General features: G+C 44.5%; 20 protein-coding genes. 4 read left to right on the top strand and 16 right to left on the bottom strand.

Features of this window, described 5'->3' with window-relative positions:
* The first annotated feature begins 57 nt into the window (after positions 1–57).
* From FOC72_RS07220 to rsmG, 4 genes are all read left to right on the top strand, one after another.
* Positions 58–1,341 (top strand): MFS transporter, encoded by a 1,284-nt coding sequence (locus FOC72_RS07220; RefSeq protein ID WP_002896244.1) that lies wholly within the window; start codon positions 58–60, stop codon positions 1,339–1,341.
* Positions 1,316–3,652: an ABC transporter permease gene (locus tag FOC72_RS07225; RefSeq protein WP_002896245.1), complete on the top strand. Its 2,337-nt coding sequence runs from the start codon at positions 1,316–1,318 to the stop codon at positions 3,650–3,652. Before FOC72_RS07220 ends, FOC72_RS07225 begins: the two co-directional genes overlap by 26 nt.
* Before the next feature lie 57 nt (positions 3,653–3,709).
* On the top strand, positions 3,710–4,453 hold the full coding sequence (locus FOC72_RS07230; protein ID WP_002896246.1) for an ABC transporter ATP-binding protein: 744 nt from the start codon (positions 3,710–3,712) through the stop codon (positions 4,451–4,453).
* 81 nt (positions 4,454–4,534) lie between these two features.
* Complete coding sequence (gene rsmG / locus FOC72_RS07235; RefSeq protein WP_002896247.1) at positions 4,535–5,248, top strand: 16S rRNA (guanine(527)-N(7))-methyltransferase RsmG; 714 nt, start codon at positions 4,535–4,537, stop codon at positions 5,246–5,248.
* 101 nt (positions 5,249–5,349) lie between these two features.
* Here rsmG and FOC72_RS07240 read toward each other — a convergent pair whose 3' ends face one another.
* The 16 genes from FOC72_RS07240 to FOC72_RS07315 all read right to left on the bottom strand — a co-directional run bounded on the left by FOC72_RS07240 (position 5,350) and on the right by FOC72_RS07315 (position 17,577).
* Positions 5,350–6,330 carry a hypothetical protein gene (locus tag FOC72_RS07240; protein ID WP_002896249.1) on the bottom strand — a complete coding sequence of 327 codons (981 nt, stop codon included), beginning with the start codon at positions 6,328–6,330 and terminating at the stop codon, positions 5,350–5,352.
* 106 nt (positions 6,331–6,436) lie between these two features.
* Positions 6,437–7,273 (bottom strand): energy-coupling factor transporter transmembrane component T family protein, encoded by an 837-nt coding sequence (locus FOC72_RS07245; protein WP_002896250.1) that lies wholly within the window; start codon positions 7,271–7,273, stop codon positions 6,437–6,439.
* Complete coding sequence (locus FOC72_RS07250) at positions 7,266–8,951, bottom strand: ABC transporter ATP-binding protein (protein WP_002896251.1); 1,686 nt, start codon at positions 8,949–8,951, stop codon at positions 7,266–7,268. The genes FOC72_RS07245 and FOC72_RS07250 overlap by 8 nt, the downstream gene beginning before the upstream one ends.
* 9 nt (positions 8,952–8,960) lie before the next feature.
* Positions 8,961–9,722: a nucleoside phosphorylase gene (locus tag FOC72_RS07255; RefSeq protein ID WP_002896253.1), complete on the bottom strand. Its 762-nt coding sequence runs from the start codon at positions 9,720–9,722 to the stop codon at positions 8,961–8,963.
* 266 nt (positions 9,723–9,988) lie between these two features.
* Positions 9,989–10,906, bottom strand: coding sequence for a DUF4299 family protein (locus FOC72_RS07260; protein ID WP_002896254.1), 918 nt, complete (start codon positions 10,904–10,906; stop codon positions 9,989–9,991).
* Between the two features lie 294 nt (positions 10,907–11,200).
* Complete coding sequence (locus FOC72_RS07265; protein WP_002896256.1) at positions 11,201–11,560, bottom strand: TfoX/Sxy family protein; 360 nt, start codon at positions 11,558–11,560, stop codon at positions 11,201–11,203.
* 9 nt (positions 11,561–11,569) lie between these two features.
* Entirely contained in the window at positions 11,570–11,983 is a 414-nt protein-coding gene (locus FOC72_RS07270) for a VOC family protein (RefSeq protein ID WP_002896258.1), read from the bottom strand.
* Positions 11,984–12,039: 56 nt separating this feature from the next.
* On the bottom strand, positions 12,040–12,843 hold the full coding sequence (locus FOC72_RS07275; RefSeq protein ID WP_032914239.1) for a helix-turn-helix transcriptional regulator: 804 nt from the start codon (positions 12,841–12,843) through the stop codon (positions 12,040–12,042).
* Between the two features lie 240 nt (positions 12,844–13,083).
* A complete protein-coding gene (locus tag FOC72_RS07280; protein ID WP_002896263.1) occupies positions 13,084–13,392 on the bottom strand; it encodes a putative quinol monooxygenase in 309 nt (102 codons plus the stop codon).
* A gap of 15 nt (positions 13,393–13,407) precedes the next feature.
* Positions 13,408–14,394 carry an oxygen-dependent tRNA uridine(34) hydroxylase TrhO gene (trhO, locus tag FOC72_RS07285; protein WP_002896265.1) on the bottom strand — a complete coding sequence of 329 codons (987 nt, stop codon included), beginning with the start codon at positions 14,392–14,394 and terminating at the stop codon, positions 13,408–13,410.
* A gap of 141 nt (positions 14,395–14,535) precedes the next feature.
* Positions 14,536–15,024 carry a DUF6773 family protein gene (locus tag FOC72_RS07290; RefSeq protein WP_002896267.1) on the bottom strand — a complete coding sequence of 163 codons (489 nt, stop codon included), beginning with the start codon at positions 15,022–15,024 and terminating at the stop codon, positions 14,536–14,538.
* Positions 15,025–15,038: 14 nt separating this feature from the next.
* On the bottom strand, positions 15,039–15,236 hold the full coding sequence (locus tag FOC72_RS07295) for a helix-turn-helix transcriptional regulator (RefSeq protein ID WP_002896268.1): 198 nt from the start codon (positions 15,234–15,236) through the stop codon (positions 15,039–15,041).
* On the bottom strand, positions 15,220–15,417 hold the full coding sequence (locus FOC72_RS07300; protein WP_002896269.1) for a hypothetical protein: 198 nt from the start codon (positions 15,415–15,417) through the stop codon (positions 15,220–15,222). Before FOC72_RS07300 ends, FOC72_RS07295 begins: the two co-directional genes overlap by 17 nt.
* A gap of 135 nt (positions 15,418–15,552) precedes the next feature.
* Positions 15,553–16,095: an ECF-type riboflavin transporter substrate-binding protein gene (locus FOC72_RS07305; protein ID WP_002896271.1), complete on the bottom strand. Its 543-nt coding sequence runs from the start codon at positions 16,093–16,095 to the stop codon at positions 15,553–15,555.
* Positions 16,096–16,106: 11 nt separating this feature from the next.
* On the bottom strand, positions 16,107–16,952 hold the full coding sequence (locus tag FOC72_RS07310) for an SAM hydrolase/SAM-dependent halogenase family protein (protein WP_002896272.1): 846 nt from the start codon (positions 16,950–16,952) through the stop codon (positions 16,107–16,109).
* 31 nt (positions 16,953–16,983) lie between these two features.
* On the bottom strand, positions 16,984–17,577 hold the full coding sequence (locus FOC72_RS07315) for an MptD family putative ECF transporter S component (RefSeq protein ID WP_002896273.1): 594 nt from the start codon (positions 17,575–17,577) through the stop codon (positions 16,984–16,986).
* Between the last annotated feature and the right edge of the window lie 13 nt (positions 17,578–17,590).

The raw sequence follows: 17,590 nt of genomic DNA on the forward strand, positions 1-17,590 counted from the left end.
TAAGCACTAGATTTACTATTTACACTTACTTGCCATTGCAAGCATAAGGAGGTAACTATGAAACAATCGGGTTTTAGACTCTTTTTATTGATTTGGATAGGAAGCCTCATTTCAGAAATCGGCTCTGGTATGACTTCTTTCGCTTTAGGTGTTTATATCTTCCAGCTGACCGGTTTGGTTTCTGTTTCTTCTTTTGTTACCCTTTGTGCTTTCCTACCCGGTCTTTTGGTTACTCCTCTGGCTGGAATTCTGGCCGATCGCTATGACCGAAGATTGCTGATGGCCCTGGGAGATGGCCTGTCAGGCTTAGGAGTTCTCTGGATTTACTTTAGTCTGAAGAATCCTGCTTTGATTTTTATCTGTATCGGAGCTGCCATTAGTTCGCTCTTTTCAGCCTTGGTCAATCCGGCCTTTCGGGCTACGATTTCCGACTTGCTGCCTGAGGACCAGTTATCAAAAGCAACTGGTTTGTCCCAGATTAATGGCATTGCCCGCTATCTGATTTCACCAGCCTTGGCTGGAATGATTTTGGCGAGCGGAGATATCAGCATGATTCTGTTGCTGGATTTTTCAACCATTTTCGTGACAGTAGCCTGCACCTTGCTGGCTCGTAGGGCCATTCACACACAAGTTTATAGCAGTGATAGTCGTTTCTGGGCGGATTTCCTTAAAGGTTTTCAAATCGTCTATAGAAAAAAAGGAATCTGGATTTTAGTCCTAGCTGGAACAGGCTTTTCCTTCTTTTTGGGAACTGTCCAAATCCTGCTTTCTCCCTTAGTGCTGGCTTTCGCAGATGCCAAAACAGCCGGTTGGGTTATGACCATCTCCAGCAGTGGTATGCTGATAGGAGGCTTGGTTCTGGGGATATTTGCTATCAAAAAACACTTCCACTGTATGCTCTGTCTCTCACTATTTCTACTGGGATTCTTCATGGTTGGGCTGGGAATGAAAGAAAATTTCATCTGGATTTGCAGCTTTGGCTTTCTCCTCTTTGCTGCCCTGCCTTTCGCCAATACAGCCATTGACTATCTAGTCCGCATCAATATTAACAAAGCCGACCAAGGCAAGGTCTGGGGGACCATCGGGATTATTTCTCAGCTGGGCTATGTGCTAGCTTATGCCGGCATGGGTTGGGTCGCGGACACTCTTTTCAAGCCCTCGCTAACTTACTTTGGCTGGCTGGCAAATTCTGTCGGAAAAATCATCGGTGTTGGAGGAGGCAGAGGCTACGGTCTGCTCTTTATCCTATCCGGTATCTCTATCAGCATCGGTGCTTATCTGCTCTCCCGAGCACGTTCAGTAAAGGAGCTGGAATATGTTTCAACGCTTGATAAAAAATGATTTAAAAGAAAACAAAGTCAGCATGCTAGTCATTGGACTTTTCCTGCTTCTGACTCTGACTCTGAGCTTTGCAGCCACTCGCCTGACCGTCAGTCTGACTAGCTCGATTGAGCGCTTTGTAGAAACAGCTAAAAGTCCTCACCTGCTACAGATGCACAGCGGAAGCGTTGACCAAGAACGCCTGCAAAACTTCGTCCAGCAGCATCCAGAAATTGCCTCTTGGCAGCTGACAGACTTTGTCAATGTGGAAGGATCAGCCATCCGCATCAATGAGAAAAACTCACTTCAGGACAGCTCCCAGGATAATGGCTTTTCCAGTCAGAACCAAAACTTTGACTTTCTGCTGGATCAGAATAACCGGCCTGCCCAGCCTCAGCCAGGGCAAGTTTATATCCCCCTTTATTATTACAATAGCGGAAAAATCAAAATCGGCGACCAAATAAGGGTCGGCAAGCTACGGCTAACTGTCCAGGGCTTTATCCGAGATGCCCAGATGAATGCTGGCCTAGTCTCCTCCAAGCGCTTCCTCATCTCGCCGACTGATTTGCAGATTCTGAAAAAAGAAGCATTTGCATCTAATGAAAACCTGATTGCCTTTCGAGTGCATAAGCTTAGCCAGATTTCTACCATCGAGCAAGCCTATAAAAATGCAGAGCTTGAGTCCAATGGACCGCCTATGATTACCTATCCGACGATCAAGATGATTAACGGCTTCAATGATGCTCTAGTCATCCTAGTCATGGGGCTGCTGGTTGTGGCTATCATTGGCATCACCTTTCTCTGCATGCGCTTTGCCCTCTTGACCAAGATTCAAGAAGAACTGCAGCAGATTGCCGTTATGAAGGTGATGGGATTGCCCCAAAGCTTTATCAGCAGGGTCTACCTGACCAAGTATTATTTCTGCCTAGCTCTGGCAACCATCGTAGGATGGGGACTGTCCTTTCTTCTGAGTTCTCCTTTTAAAAAGCAGATGGCACTGTCTATGGGGCAAAGTCCGACGCCCTTCTATAGCTATCTTCTGGAAATGCTAGTAGCTCTGTTGCTCTGTCTCTTGGTCTTCTGGCTGACTGCCCGTCCTCTCAGCTCCTTTAAGAAAATGACACCCGGCCAAGCTTTAAGATTAGCTTCTTCCAACAGTCTGACCGAGACGTGTTCTACTCCCAAAATGGGATTACCGACTATCCCCCTCTTAGACAGGCCCTATTTCGCTCTGAAAACGATTCTGAATCATAAAAAACTCTATTTGACTATCTTGCTCATTGTCAGTCTGATTAGCCTGCTTATCCTGCTGCCAGCCAGTCTCTACAGTACTGTGATGGACAAGAATTTCAGTCAGTATCTGGGAGCCGGTCAGGCAGATGTGTTGGTTGATATTTCTCAGACTGAAGATATCGATACCAAGACTGCCCAGCTTCTGAAAGAACTGCAGGCAGACAAGGATATCGCAGAGATTAATCAGTACCAGAGCCAGAATTTCTCCTATCAAGACCAGCAAGGTCAGACCCAGCAGTTGCGGGTAACTCTGGGAAACCATGCGGGATTTCCAGTCAAATACAGCCAAGGCCGCTATCCTAAAAACGAGCATGAAATTGCCCTCTCCAAGCTTAAGGCAGAAGAGCTCAAGCTAAAAGTAGGAGACAGCCTGACCTTGACGGTAGACGGTCAAGCCAGAAAACTAAAAGTAGTCGGTATTTACTCAGACCTGACCTACGGCGGCAAGACCGCCAAGGCTGTCTTTGTGACAAAGCAAGCGCAAACACTCAATAGTCTGACGACCATCCACCTTAAAGATGCTAGCAACAAAACTCAAAAAATCAACGAATGGAAAAAACGCTATTCCAATTATAAATTGACCGACGTAGAAGACTTTTTCCATCAGACTTTTGATGATACTCTTGCCATGCTCCGCCTGATTCAGACCAGCGTTTTCTGGACAGGGCTCGGCATTGTCTTCATCCTTATGACTCTCTTTGTCTATATGATTCTCACCAAGGACCAAGCTGACTTGGCACTTTATCGGATGCTGGGATTTGGCACTGAACGACTCAGGAGCTACTACCTGCTCGCTGTCTGCTTCATCTTGATGCTGGCTCTGGCAATAGCCGACCTGCTGCTCCTTAGTCTGGGACAAGAAGTCTGCAGTCTACTGCTCAACAGCTTCGGTATCAGCAAACTCCAGCTCATCATCAATAAGTCCCTTACTTTTCTATGGACACCGCTGGCTCTGCTTCTTAGCGGACTCACAGCAGCACACATCAGTCTCCGAGCGCTGAACAAGCTGGAAATTGGACGTTATCTAAAGGAACATTGACCTTAAGCAGCTAGCTTCCGAGCGCTTAGCATTTATTTTACATCCGAGGAGAAGCCTATGTTATTAGAAGCACATAACCTCAGCAAAAGCTATCAGGAAAATCAGGAGCCCATTCTCCGTGATTTGTCGCTAGAGATTGAAAGCGGCCAATTCATCGCCATCATGGGGCCGTCTGGCTGCGGGAAATCCACTCTTCTCAATCTTCTGTCCACCATTGACAGACCTGACCAAGGACAGATTTTTTACGAGGGACAGGACCTGCTAGCTATGAAAGACAAGGACTTAGACCGCCTTCGCAGAGAGGCTTTCGGCTTTGTCTTCCAGCAGGCAACCTTCCTGAAAAATCTCAATATCCTAGACAATATCTGCCTACCGAGTATTATTGGTAAGAAAAGCAGCGAGCGAAAGGCAGCCTATGAGCGAGCCAAGGAGTTAATGGCTCTGACTGGCATTAAGGACATTGCTCACCGCTCTATCCATCAGGTATCGGGCGGCCAGCTCCAGCGAGCCGGCATCTGCCGGGCTCTCATGAACCAGCCTCGAATCATTTTTGCTGACGAGCCGACAGGAGCGCTCAACTCTCAGGCTGGCCGTCAAGCTATGGAGCTCATGCAGCACTTCCACCAGCAGGGTGCAAGCATTCTCCTAGTGACGCATGATGCCATTGTGGCTACCTATGCAGACAAGGTTCTGCTCATTTTAGATGGCAAGATAAAAAAAGAAATTCTCTTTGCCCCAGCTACTAATCAAGATGATCGGCGCCAGCTGCTCTTGGCGGAGCTCAATCAGATTGGTATATAAGACAAGAGGCACTTTGACAGAATGCCGGGGTCTCCTTTTTATGATATAATAGGATGAATACTGACAAACAAGGATGAAACTATGACACCGCAAGAATTTTACCAGCTCTTAGCCCAGCAGGGAATCGAGCTGACCGACCGCCAGAAAGACCAGTTTGAGCGTTATTTTGAACTCTTGGTCGAATGGAATGAAAAAATCAATCTGACAGCTATCACCGAGAAAAATGAAGTCTATCTCAAGCATTTCTATGATTCAATTGCGCCCGTTTTGCAAGGCCTGATTGATAATCAAGAGCTTAAGCTGCTGGATATCGGAGCCGGTGCTGGCTTTCCTAGCCTCCCTATGAAAATCATCTGTCCTCAGCTGGATGTGACTATCATTGACTCGCTCAACAAACGAATCAACTTCCTCAAACTGCTGGCTGAAGAGCTTAGCCTAGACAAGGTACATTTCTACCACGGCCGCGCAGAAGACTTTGCTCAGGACAAGGCCTTTCGAGCCCAATTTGACCTGGTCACTGCCCGTGCAGTCGCTCGAATGCAAGTTCTGTCTGAGCTAACCATTCCCTATCTAAAAGTTGGCGGGAAGCTCTTGGCTCTCAAAGCTTCCAATGCTCCAGAGGAACTGGAAGAAGCAAAAAATGCCCTCAATTTACTCTTTAGCAAGGTCCAAGACAACCTCAGCTATGCCCTACCAAACGGCGATCCCCGCTTTATCACAGTGGTAGAAAAGAAGAAAGAAACCCCCAATAAATACCCCCGCAAAGCCGGTATGCCAAATAAAAGACCGTTATAAGAAAAAAATCAGGCAAGGCTTGCCTGGTTTTTTATGTAACCGACTAGAAGTTCAATGTAGAAAAGAGGGGCTGCAAGGCTATATCAAGTATAAAAAGACGCTTACTTACTGTCCTGTTCCTCTAGTTTTAAAACATTGGTAAATTCTTCATAAGAATTGACCACATGATCTTGACCGTCTTTTGTGATATTACCATAAACAGTTAAGTTATCAAATAGTTGCTTATCTTTCGGTATTAAAAGACTGTAAATGTCTGACAGCAGTTTAGGATCTGTCTTATCCGTCAAAAGATATAATTGACCGCCTTGCTTCGTCATCAAATCGTAAGCTTTAGGGTATTCGACCTTTAGGCGCCAATCAGAAGATTGTTTAATAACTGAATTTGGGAAAGAGATAGATGAGAATATATTATCAATAGGCTCTTTATAATATGTTTTTAAACTTGTAGAATTACTAATAATATCAGTTCGCTTATCTTTTGGAATTTCGACATCTTTCGGAACATCCTCTATTTTTCCTGTCGCCATATTAAACAAAACTATACGGCCACTTCCGCCTCCAACCTTTTCTAACTCCACTGTTCGATATTCTTGATTATCATAACTAAAGAAAGCCGAATAAGTCGCAAAAGGTACATAACTATCATCATATTCTCGAATCGCTTCAAGTAAATCATATTCCTTACGAGATAACTTATTCGTACTAATATCGTAGACCTGTATTTTCCAAAACTCCCCCCAACTTAAATCTTTCAGATTAAAATCAGGATCATGAAATTGGCGAACAAATTGATAGCTGTCCGTTGAAAGATAGTGCTTTCCATAAACCACTGCGCCAAATCCTAATGCCTGTCCTTCGCCACTGTTATTATCTGGGACTTTTGAGTCAATAATTTGGGAATTTGCTTTTTTCCATGAAATAACTAAGCCTTGTTTGTTTGCAATAAATTCGTAAGCTCGTGGTTCAATTGCATAGTTTCTTTCTTTATAACGATTATATGTAAAATATCGATACGCATCGTAAGCACCGACTAAAGACAAAACAACTACGAGCGCTGCTATAAATTTCCATTTTTTCTTCATATTACTCCTTCCCTTTCAGCATGTAAGTCTCAAAAAGCTCCTAAAATAGTATCTAAATAGAAGATACTTTAGGGAACCGTACATTCATAAGAAACATGCTTACATCCTACCTCCACGGATTGTAAAAGCGACCGTGATTGACTGCGAAGAGGGCAAAGCAGAGCAATAGAAAGGTGACTGCCAGTGTCAGCACCAGCATATCTCGTCTGCTTAGAGCCTGATAGGTATACCAGGTGCGTTTTTTATTTTTTCCGAAACGGCGCAGCTCCATGGCCGTGGCAATGGTATTGATGCGCTCTAGTGAGCTGAAAATCAGCGGAATGATAATCTGCAAATTTCCCTTCACGCGCTGAGACAGTTTGGCTTTCTTGGATAATTCCTGACCACGCGCTTCCTGAGACATCCGGATCAGGAAAAATTCTTCCTGCAAATCTGGAATATAGCGGAGCGTCAGACTGACCGCGTAAGCAATTTTATAGGAAATACCAAGCTGATGAAGGCTGGAAGCAAACTGACTGGGATGGGTTGTTATGAGGAAAATCACTGCCAGAGGAATGGTCGAAACATACTTGAGCAGGAGATTAAAGAGGTAGAACAGCTCCTGAGCTGTTAGATTATAAGCTCCCCATCCGGTCCAGAGGACATCTTTGGCCCCGTAGATATCGATACCATACTGAGGCGCAAAAAGATAGACCATCACTAAGTTAAGAGCAGCAAAGGATGCCGCAAAGACTAAAACAAATGAAATGTCTCGGATGCGGATACGGGACAGCCGAAAGAGGCAGAGGGACAGCAGGGCTAGCCCCAGCAAAAAGCGAGTATCATAGCTGATCATGGCTGCCACTGATACCAGAACGAAGAACAGCATCTTGCTGGCACCGGACAAACCATGAAGAAACGTCTCGCCTGCATGGTAGCCGATTAATTTTCGCTGATTAAGCATGCTTGTCCTCCTTTTCTCGCATATAAAACTCGGTCAAAGCCAGAGGGTCGGCACCAATCTTCTCAGCCAGAGCAAAGATTGACGTTTCTTTTAGATGAGCCGCCGAAATCAACTCTTGATCTGTCAGCACCTGAGCAGGCGCCTTATCGGCTAAAATCTGACCATCCACCACAACCACTGCCCGATCTGAGTAATCCAGCATCAGCTGCATATCATGGGTAATCATGATAATCGTATGTCCCTGCTGGTTGAGCTCGTCTAGAAAGTCCATCATCTCTGTATAATGGCGCTGGTCCTGGCCAGCTGTTGGTTCATCCAAGAGGATAATCTCCGGATTCAGCACCAAGATAGATGCAATGGTCACCCGTTTCTTCTGGCCGAAAGACAGGGCCGAAATCGGCCAACTACGGAATTCATAGAGTCCGCACGTTTTAAGAGCCGCATGGACCCGCTCTTCGATTTCCGCTTCTGCCAGTCCACGCAGGCGCAATCCTAAAGCGACTTCATCAAAAATCATGGCTGCCGAAATCATCTGATTGGGATTCTGCAGGACATAGCCAATCCGCTCAGCTCGCTCCTTGATGGAGTCTCCTTTGATGTCCTGCCCCTGCCAGCTATAGTTCCCCTCAGTCTCGATAAACTGACAGAGGGCCTTGGCCAGAGTGGATTTGCCAGCTCCATTTTTACCAACGATAGCTATCCGCTCACCCTTGAAAATCTTCAGGCTCATATCCTGTAATATAGGCTTGCCGCCGCTCTGGTAAGCAAAGGAAACGTGCTCCAGTTCCAGTAAGGGCTCCTGAGACTCTTTGTCAGAATCAGACCAATCCCTGCCCTCAAAGATCACATCTGCCAGCTGCAGCTGTTCCAAGCGGGATAAGTCCTCAGTCTTTTCCACATCAACACCCAGCTGGCGTAGAGTGGTAATGTAGAGCGGCTCGCGAATACCATTTTCAGCTAGCAGTTGGGTCCTGAGCAGGTCATCCGGCTGTCCATTAAAGAGAATGCGTCCGTCATTGACAAGCACTAGTCTGTCTACCGGTCTGTAAAGAACATCTTCCAAACGATGCTCGATAATCAGAGTCGTCGTTGCCGTCTCCCGATGAAGCTGGTCAATCAAATCAATGGTATCCTGACCCGACTTGGGATCCAGATTGGCCAAGGGCTCGTCAAAAAGCAGAATAGGACTCTCGTCAATCAAAACCCCAGCCAGACTGACGCGCTGCTTTTGACCGCCTGATAGATCCTGGGGCCGATGCTGCAAAAGCTCCGATAAATCCAGCTTCTCTGACCAAGTTCGGACTTTTTCGCACATAAGCGACAGCTCCATCACGTCATTTTCCAGCGCAAAGGCCAGATCTTCTGCTACACTAAGCCCGATAAACTGGCCATCCGTATCCTGCAAGACCGTGCTGACTAGATTGGACTTATCATAAATACTGGTTTCAAAGGCTGGATGCCCCTTAATCAAGAGCTGACCGCTGGCCTCTCCTTTATAAATATTGGGGATAATCCCATTGAGACACTGGCCCAGCGTTGACTTACCAGAGCCAGACGGACCGACAATTAGAACCTTCTCTCCTTCGTAAATAGTCAGATTGATCTGCTTCAGTGTCGGCTCAGACTGGGCCTGATATTGAAAGCTAAAGTCTTCAAATTGGATAATTGGTTTTTTCATCTTATTTCTCTATAGTGCCAGAGCGATTTGAATCGCTAGATTGGCAATCTTATCTTTTTCGTCTAAGCCTGCATGATTGGCAAGGTTGCGCATATCCCAAGCTTCCTCAGACAAGTGGTCGGCTGCGTAGAAGAACTGGCAGACGGTTATCTCTCGAAAAGCTGCCAAAGCCGCTACAGCTGAGCATTCCATATCCACACAGATCGCTCCCTCAGCCTTTCTCTGGCGGAGTTTAGCTGGCGTCTCACGGTAAATGCCGTCTGTCGTCCAGACCTTGCCCTTGCTATGGGAAATACCGCGCTCATCCAGAAAAGCTGTCAGAGAATCTTTCAAGCCAAGATTAACTTCCTGCTCACGGCTAGCTGGCTGGTAGTGATAGCTAGTCCCCTCATCACGCAGGGCCTCCGTCGGGATAATGACGGACGTTTCCTTAATCTCCTCATCCAAGATGCCACAAGTACCGAAAAGCACCAGCTTTTTCATGCCAAAAGCAATCAGGTCTTCCAGAATAGCCACACAGGCCGAAGCTCCAACAGGTGCATTGAAGAGAGCCAGTTCCCGGCCATCCACGAAAATACGATAGATAGGAATTTCAATATTTGCCATGCTAGTCGTCGTAATCAGCTCATGTTCAAAATCCGCCAACATCCGCGCAAAAGTCTCTCTGGCAAAGCAGGAAACGGCCGTCTCAGGAAACCCTTCTATGAACTCATTCAAGTCCTCTGGATTGATGATGGCCTTGCGACTTTGGTCAAATTCTTCAAGTATCATAGGCTTGCTCTCTTACCCCTTTCTTCCTGATGAAACAGCCAGCAGAACTCTGCTAACTTCATCTTACCATTGTATCATAAAAAGGCGGTCTGCTGAACGCTGCCTGCATATTTTCTAGATAGCAATAGCTATAGGCAGACTTTATAGCGAGGATTGCAGTGAGTGTATTTCAAAGCTTAACCCACAAAAAAGACTGGGAGTATTTCCCAATCTCATTTTACATACAGGCGGTAGCAGCAGTAGACAAAGAGTAGATTTTCCTAGCGCTAAAACTTCGGTTCTCCATCGGGAAGTTGATTCAAAATGGCTTCCAGTTCCAGTCGACTAAGTGGCTGAATCCGAATCTGACTAGAATCCAGATAGGTGCGGTGAGTGTCTGGAATCTTCTCCAAAAAAGCTTTTAAATCCTTTGTTGTCAAGTATTTATAGCCCTGCGGACTGCTGGCATCCTCTATCAGGATATGAAGATGCCATTTCATGTCTTGACTAGCACCGCTCTCAATCATCTCTTTAACCAAGTAGCCCTTGGGCATGGGCTGAGTCGGAAGGACTGTCTCCACTCCTTCTGCCAGAACATAAGAACCTAGGTATTTCCCGCCCTGATCCTTATAATACTTAGGAGTAGAAAATTGACTCTGGACCTGCTGCATCTCGGCCATCTGTCTGCCGAACTCCTCCACAGGATCTTCAACTTTGAATAGTTCCAGAAGTTTTTCCTGCGACATATACAAATCATGAGCATAGCCTTCGAAAACATGCATAGGCGCAGCTGCAACTCTGGCATCATTCAGACCATAGAGAATATCCGCTTCAAAATCAATATTAAAAATCCCGTCAGCAGTGTAAGTCGTGCCGTATTCATCGACAATATCCTGCTTCATCTTCTGAGCCAAACGACTCATGAAGAGAATAGCCCCTTTCCAGTCGCCTACCGTCGATGGTGTCAAGACGCGAATCTGGTAGGTTTCCCGGTCTGACAGATAATAAACTTCAAACCCACGGCCTGCTCCTTCCCAATAGACAGCCAGAAAAGTTCCGACCTGATCCAAGGATTGATAAGCCTTATCTCCCTCGAGACCTACGACCTCCAGCCCTTCTACTAGGGAAACCAAAGACAAGGGTGTTTCGACCGCCTTATAGCTAAACAGGCCCTTTCGGTTCTGAATGTAAAAAGAAATACTCATACCATGCTCCTTTCTAACTACAAAAGCCTTTCAAAAAGCGAGAAAATGCAAAATCAAAACTCAATACTGGTACAAACTAGCTTTTCTCCAAGACTTTTAAAGATAAACTTCATTCGCAAAACGGACTCTGGTATTAGTATAACATTTTTGTAAGAAAAAGACGAAAAAACCTGTATCCATGAAGATACTTTTCGATTGAAAGCTTCATCAATACAGATTCTAAGAATATATTTGAATTTTATAAAAAGGTAATGAATAAACTTCTAAGAAAGCAAAACTCATTCTGAGTACTTCTTACTTTTTATCCTGCTGCGTCAGCTCCTGATTATAGGACAAGGCTAGCTCGATCCAGTAAGACAGTTCCTTTTGTCCCTCGACATCTAAATCAATATAACCATGATAAAGCCTGCCTTTCATCACTGTGACACTGGCACCATTTTTAGGCAGAACCTGCTTTTCCAGTTCCTTACCGATGCGTACCATGACGAGCTCTTGACTTCTCGAACTAACAGTAACGGTCATCTTACCACGGACCATAAAAGCCAAACCACCAAACATCTTCTTCTCTTCCACCTCTTCTTCAAAAACATGAGGAGGAAGTTCAGTAGCTAAAATGGCACGGACTTGCTGGGCTAGGGATTCACTATAAGCCATCCTTCTACCTCATTTCATCACATCCCAGCCGATACCAAAACGGTCAATCAAGCGGCCATAAAACTCTGCGAAAGCTTGTTCCTCTAAAGGATAGAGAATTTGCCCACCTTCAGCAAGCTTGGCAAAGATCTCATCGGCTTCTTCTCTACTGTCTGGGTTCAGAACCAACCATTGATTGGGCTGGTGATTGCTAGGAATAGATAGGTCGTTAAAAATGCCTACATCCTCACCATTCAGGGTTAAGTTTTCCGTATCTAAGGCAATCCAGGCAACCTTATCCCGTTTTTCTGCAAGAAGATCTGCTGGATCCATCATCTCACTGGCTCGGACAAGTCCCTTTATCTCTGTCTGAAAAAGATCTGCATAGAAACGAAAAGCTTCTTCGGCCTGACCATTAAAACTTAAAAACACGTCTAATTTCATTATTGTTCCTCCAATTTTTTATATCTGAGAATAAATCTCTAGTATCAGTTTATCAATTAGGATAAAAATTTTCTTATTCTCAATTGCGCTTGTTTGGCTAGGGAACGCATGATTAAAACTGGAAGATTAACTGTAATAGGTGGATCGCTGGGCAAGGGCCTGCGCATACTGATTTCCTCCTGATAGATGCTATCGCCTGAAAAAGTGAGAGGCTCATCGCTCCCCCAGCGAAAGTTATGCTTCAAGACATAGTTTTTAGTTAGGCGTAAATCCTCCAGCAATTCACAGGCCAAAAGATAGTAGTGGCCATCGGGTACATTTTCAAAAGTAAACTGTCTCTCCTGACTCAGTGCTACTCCGATAATCGGCTCTTCTTTGGGAATGCGGGTTTTAAAAAGCCCGACACAGCTAATGCGTGGTTCATAGCCCTCAGGATAAGATAACGCCACAGTCAAGCGATTGCCACTTTTGTGGTCAGGATCCTGATGCAATAAAGCTCCCTTCTCATCCAGCTGTTTGACCATAAAATCATAAGCCTTGGTTGATTCCTGATAATATTTTTTAGGCGAAAGTCCAGTATGCCGCTTAAAAGTATTAGAAAAACTGCCTAGACTATCATAACCAGCTTCCATAGAGGTCTCAGTCACATTTTGCCGACCTTCCACAATTTCCTGAATCCCTTTTTCCATCTTAAGAGCTTCCACATATTGCTTGATAGAAAAGCCCATCTTTTTCTTGAAAGTTCTGGATAGATGGGAAGGACTATAATGGAAATACTGAGCCAAATCGGTCAGACTCAGCTCTTGATCTGTATGCTGACGTAGATAGGCCGCCACTTCTTCCATGATAGCTTTAGACATAGACTTGCTCCTTTCCCATTTATTTAAGCCCATTATATCACATCAAAAAGAAAGGACAAAAAATCAGAACTGTGGAAAGAAAACCAGAAATCAAGTGATAATCCGCGAGATGTCCCAAGAATCGGCGGAAATAGTCTGCTTTCCCAAATCCCTATCCAACAGTCCTTTTATCTGTAGGTAAATGATGAAAAAAACTTTAGACGCTTGAATCGTCTAAAGTTTTTAGTCCTTCTTAGGAATTTACAAACTTGCCTTACCATCAAAAATAGTCAGCTTATGCAAATTTTCCATGCCTGCAATAATGGGTCTAGCTTTTACAATGAGATTTTGAAAAACTGCCAAAGTCAGACTATCATTGTGAGCCTGCTCGCTCTCCCAAACTTCATAAATATAGATGCTGTTGGGTTCGTCTGCTTTCTCTCCTAAGATATAGCAGAAACAAGTATCAAGATTTTGCATTTCTTTGACAACTTCTTGCATATAAGCAGCAAGTTCCTGCGCCTTTCCTTCTTTGGCAATTAATTTACCATAAACGCAAAATTTTTCCATTAAGATTTCTCATTATTACTGAGCCACCAGTGTTTCCAAGTTTTCTCCAATCGCAGCCAAACGTTCCATCACTTCTGCCTGGCTCAAGCCGTTTTCAGCCACATAGCGGTTGCGAGGGTGAACACGGCATTCATGAGAACAGCCACGGAGGTACTTGTCTTCATTTTCTTCTGAAGTCAGGATGCGGCGGTTACACTCTGGATTGCCACAGTTGACATAGCGCTCGCAAGGAGTACCGTCAAACCAGTCTTTCCCAATCACAACTGGATTGACATGGTTGATATCAACAGAGATACGCTCATCAAAGACATACATCTTACCATCCCAAAGCTCACCTTGAACTTCTGGATCCTTGCCGTAAGTCGCAATACCGCCATGAAGCTGACCGACATCCTTATATCCTTCACGGACCATCCAGCCTGAGAATTTCTCGCAGCGAACACCACCGGTACAGTAAACAACCACGCGCTTGTCCATGAATTTATCTTTGTTATCACGAACCCATTGTGGCAACTCACGGAAGTTGCGAATGTCTGGACGAATGGCTCCGCGGAAGTGACCCAGATCGTACTCATAGTCGTTACGAGTGTCTAAGACAACAGTGTCTTCGTCCAAAAGGGCTTCCTTAAATTCCTTAGGTGATAGGTAAGCTCCTGTCGTTTCCAGCGGGTTGATGTCATTATCAAAATCATTGTCTTCCAAGCCCAAGTGCACAATTTCTTTCTTGTAGCGAACAAACATTTTCTTGAAAGCTTGCTCATTTTCTTCGTCAATCTTGAACCAAAGGTCCTCCATACCCGGAAGGCTGTGCACATAATCCATGTATTTTTGAGTGGTTTCATAGTCACCAGAAACCGTTCCATTGATTCCCTCATCTGCTACCAAGATACGGCCTTTCAGACCGATAGATTTACAGAAGGCCAGATGATCAGCTGCAAATTTCTCAGCATTCTCAATCGGAACATATTTGTAGTAAAGTAGGACGCGAATATCTTTTGCCATAAGATTTCAACTCTCTTTTCTCTATAAAATTTTCTGAATTTTTTAATTCATCTATTTATTATAACGCGAGAAGAAAAGCTGGGCAAAATATTTGTTTGAAAAATAGCAGAGCTGGAAAGTTTAAGCGAGAAGGACAAGTTATCACTCTTCTTCCAATTGATCCAAATACTTCTCAAAGCGCTTTTTCTGCCATTTATTTATATACTCCAAGAAAATATTGACCAGCAGCATAAAGGGAAAGTGAATGACAAACGTAATAAAAATAACAAATAGAAACATGGGGTGAAAAACACTGTTATGATAAATAACATGATTCAGTTGGAAATTCTGGCAGGCAATCAAAAGAGTTAGAGACCCCGTCCAAGCTGCTATACCCCAAATAGTCAGACTGAAACTATTGTAATAATTGGCTCCCAGATACTGAGCCCGAAAGAAGAAATATAAGCAGGCGATAATGATCAAAACCAAGAAGGGCTGATAGTTAATGGCTCTAGCATTCATAGCTACAGAACCAGCATATAAGGCTAAACCACCATACAAGAAGAGACTAAAAGCCTCCATACCAGCCTTATTAACCAGCTGCTCTTCCCGCTCGTCCAAGATCTGTCGTTTAATAAGTTTAATTTTCATGACTAGTCCTTTCTCTATTCAATCCAAAACAATTGATCCAGCGTCTTATTGAGACATTTGCAAATCGCTAAGCATAAACTGAGACTGGGATTGTACTTACCTGCCTCAATCAGGCCAATGGTCTGGCGGGTCACTCCGATAGCATCTGCCAAGTCCCCCTGGGTCATATCATGCTCAGCTCGTGCCATTTTTAGTCTAAGATTTTTTGCCATGGTCATCATCCTTATCATTTTTCTTCTTTGTTGCTATGCCTAAAAGTGCACAACCAATTGTAATATCACTGCCAGCAAAAATAAGAAAAGTCTGATTTTGATTGTTCAGTCCTATAACCAAAAAAATGATACCCAAAACAAGCCAAATAAGTGGTGAATATATATTTTTGATGTTTTTCATATCGCTTCTCCCTTCATTTTTATAAGTCTATTATACAATATATTTTAAATAATGCAATATATAAATTACATTTTGTTTTTTATTTTGTACAAAAAAAGACTGGGAATTCTCCCAATCTTTCAATTTTTGATGTAATCAATCCTTTTTCAGACTTCCTGCGCGGGTGCGGGTGCGAGCGTAAGCAGTCAGCAAGACCGTACCGATGACTGCTACTGTCGCAGAATTCACCAGAATCGCTACAATACTTTGAGCAATAACCTTATTGACCGGCTCGCCAGACACAATCACGTCACCAATCGGGCCGATTAGCCAAGCGATTGCATTGGCTCCAAACTGAATCAAGTTAAAGCGGATAATATCCTTGACTTCAAATTTGCCATCTTCTACTTGGAAGAATTTTCTAAAGAAACCAACCAATAGACCAAAGACTCCGCTGCCAGCAATCCAGAACCACCAAAGTCCGCCACCACTCATAGCGTCTTTAATGGCATGGCCAATGAAGCCCATCAGGAAACCGACAATTGGTCCAAAGATGACGCTAAAAAGAGCTTGCAGAGGGTATTGGAGCTGGATACTGGTATTGGGTACAGGCGTTGGAATATTGATCATTCCGATGACCACGAATAGGGCAGCTCCAATTCCTGTTGCGACTACGTTTCTGATTGTATTATTTCTCATGTCCTTCTTCCTTAATTTTCAATTCTCTTGATTTCAATATGCCATTGGGCACCGACGCCAACATTGTAAGCCTTAGCAAAGGAACCTTGGTTAATCGCTAAGCCAACCCGATAGAGGGAGTTGATATAGAGGATAGGCTGGCCGATGCGGACATCCGCAAAGGACTTGCCATAGGTTACTTGGTTTTGATAAACCAGCATGTCATTGTTATAGATGGTAACCTCGAATCGGTCGCCAAACTCCGGTTTTAAGGTGCAGAATTCTTCGCGGGTAATAGAGGTCCAGAGAGAGCCGAAACGAACATCCAGGATATCAATAGCTCCGCTGACATAATTCTCCGCAAGCGTGGTCTCAACTACCTGAATTTCGACGATGTCTTCGACCTTGAGTTCTGGTCCGACTTCTTCAAAGCTGATATGGCCGCTGGCTAGCTTGGCACCTGTATAGGCATAGACATCACGGCCATGGAAAGTGTAGGAATGCTCCGTATCCTTGCGGCGATTTTCCACTTCAGAAATTTCCCGAATGGCCTCAATGCCGACATGCTTCTTGATGAAAGACAGGGTACCATTGTCAGGCGTGACGATGTACTGTCCTTTTTTAGTCTTGGCTACCACACTCTTACGCTTAGAGCCAACGCCCGGATCCACTACCGACACAAAGGTCGTTCCTGCCGGCCAGTAATTAACCGTCTGAAAGAGACGATAGCTCCCTTCAAAGATATTGTAAGGGGTGATATCGTGAGTCAGATGATGAATTTTCAGAGTGGGCGATTCTTCTAAGGCCACTCCGATCATGGCTGACACGGCTCCATCTACCAGACCAAAGTCCGACTGGAGTACGAGTAAATTGTTCATGTTTTCTCCTTAGTTATATTTTCAATGATATTTAGACCGAAGCTGACTTGGAATGTCTAGCTTTAAGGATCTTCCTTCCTAACAGGGCTCCAAGTAAAGCGCCCAGTAAAATGCTAGCTACAAACCAGAGGACTAAGCTGGGTTCCGGCTTAAGCATGACTTGCCCGATATAAGCCTGAGTCTTTCCTCTGGCAAGAAGACTAGCTTCATACTGCTTGGGCGCCAGCCACATTAGGAAAATAGGACCCGCTGTGCTAAAGCTGAAAACCATAAAAGCTAGCAAGCTTCTAACAGTCTTTTGATAGCCGCCTGACCGAGCTATAAGATCCGCTAAAATACCACAAATCAAACCAGGTAGAAATGCCCCAAAGCCATGTCGACTAAGCAGAAAGAAGAGACCTAGCAGACAACCTAGGCCGCTGATTAGTCCGAAGGTCTTTATTTTCCCAGTATAGAAGATGAACAGAACTCCGCCAAAGAAAGCTGTAAAAGCTGGAGCGTAAAACATATTGCCTGAGTGGTCAAATAAAAGTCCAACCAAGACGCCTAAGATCATGGCTAGGAAATAAAAGAGGTAAAAGAAACCAGCCTGCTTCAGTTTGTCTTTTCTTATAGAGTATAGCATAAGCCTTCCTTTC

It is taken from the genome of Streptococcus sanguinis (genome assembly GCF_013343115.1).
GTDB classification, from domain to species: Bacteria; Bacillota; Bacilli; order Lactobacillales; family Streptococcaceae; genus Streptococcus; species Streptococcus sanguinis_H.

Coding starts and splice junctions, on each gene's coding strand:
- FOC72_RS07220 (WP_002896244.1), top strand. CDS start 58: ATGAAACAATCGGGTTTTAGACTCTTTTTATTGATTTGGATAGGAAGC.
- FOC72_RS07225 (WP_002896245.1), top strand. CDS start 1,316: ATGTTTCAACGCTTGATAAAAAATGATTTAAAAGAAAACAAAGTCAGC.
- FOC72_RS07230 (WP_002896246.1), top strand. CDS start 3,710: ATGTTATTAGAAGCACATAACCTCAGCAAAAGCTATCAGGAAAATCAG.
- rsmG (WP_002896247.1), top strand. CDS start 4,535: ATGACACCGCAAGAATTTTACCAGCTCTTAGCCCAGCAGGGAATCGAG.
- FOC72_RS07240 (WP_002896249.1), bottom strand. CDS start 6,330: ATGAAGAAAAAATGGAAATTTATAGCAGCGCTCGTAGTTGTTTTGTCT.
- FOC72_RS07245 (WP_002896250.1), bottom strand. CDS start 7,273: ATGCTTAATCAGCGAAAATTAATCGGCTACCATGCAGGCGAGACGTTT.
- FOC72_RS07250 (WP_002896251.1), bottom strand. CDS start 8,951: ATGAAAAAACCAATTATCCAATTTGAAGACTTTAGCTTTCAATATCAG.
- FOC72_RS07255 (WP_002896253.1), bottom strand. CDS start 9,722: ATGATACTTGAAGAATTTGACCAAAGTCGCAAGGCCATCATCAATCCA.
- FOC72_RS07260 (WP_002896254.1), bottom strand. CDS start 10,906: ATGAGTATTTCTTTTTACATTCAGAACCGAAAGGGCCTGTTTAGCTAT.
- FOC72_RS07265 (WP_002896256.1), bottom strand. CDS start 11,560: ATGGCTTATAGTGAATCCCTAGCCCAGCAAGTCCGTGCCATTTTAGCT.
- FOC72_RS07270 (WP_002896258.1), bottom strand. CDS start 11,983: ATGAAATTAGACGTGTTTTTAAGTTTTAATGGTCAGGCCGAAGAAGCT.
- FOC72_RS07275 (WP_032914239.1), bottom strand. CDS start 12,843: ATGTCTAAAGCTATCATGGAAGAAGTGGCGGCCTATCTACGTCAGCAT.
- FOC72_RS07280 (WP_002896263.1), bottom strand. CDS start 13,392: ATGGAAAAATTTTGCGTTTATGGTAAATTAATTGCCAAAGAAGGAAAG.
- trhO (WP_002896265.1), bottom strand. CDS start 14,394: ATGGCAAAAGATATTCGCGTCCTACTTTACTACAAATATGTTCCGATT.
- FOC72_RS07290 (WP_002896267.1), bottom strand. CDS start 15,024: ATGAAAATTAAACTTATTAAACGACAGATCTTGGACGAGCGGGAAGAG.
- FOC72_RS07295 (WP_002896268.1), bottom strand. CDS start 15,236: ATGGCAAAAAATCTTAGACTAAAAATGGCACGAGCTGAGCATGATATG.
- FOC72_RS07300 (WP_002896269.1), bottom strand. CDS start 15,417: ATGAAAAACATCAAAAATATATATTCACCACTTATTTGGCTTGTTTTG.
- FOC72_RS07305 (WP_002896271.1), bottom strand. CDS start 16,095: ATGAGAAATAATACAATCAGAAACGTAGTCGCAACAGGAATTGGAGCT.
- FOC72_RS07310 (WP_002896272.1), bottom strand. CDS start 16,952: ATGAACAATTTACTCGTACTCCAGTCGGACTTTGGTCTGGTAGATGGA.
- FOC72_RS07315 (WP_002896273.1), bottom strand. CDS start 17,577: ATGCTATACTCTATAAGAAAAGACAAACTGAAGCAGGCTGGTTTCTTT.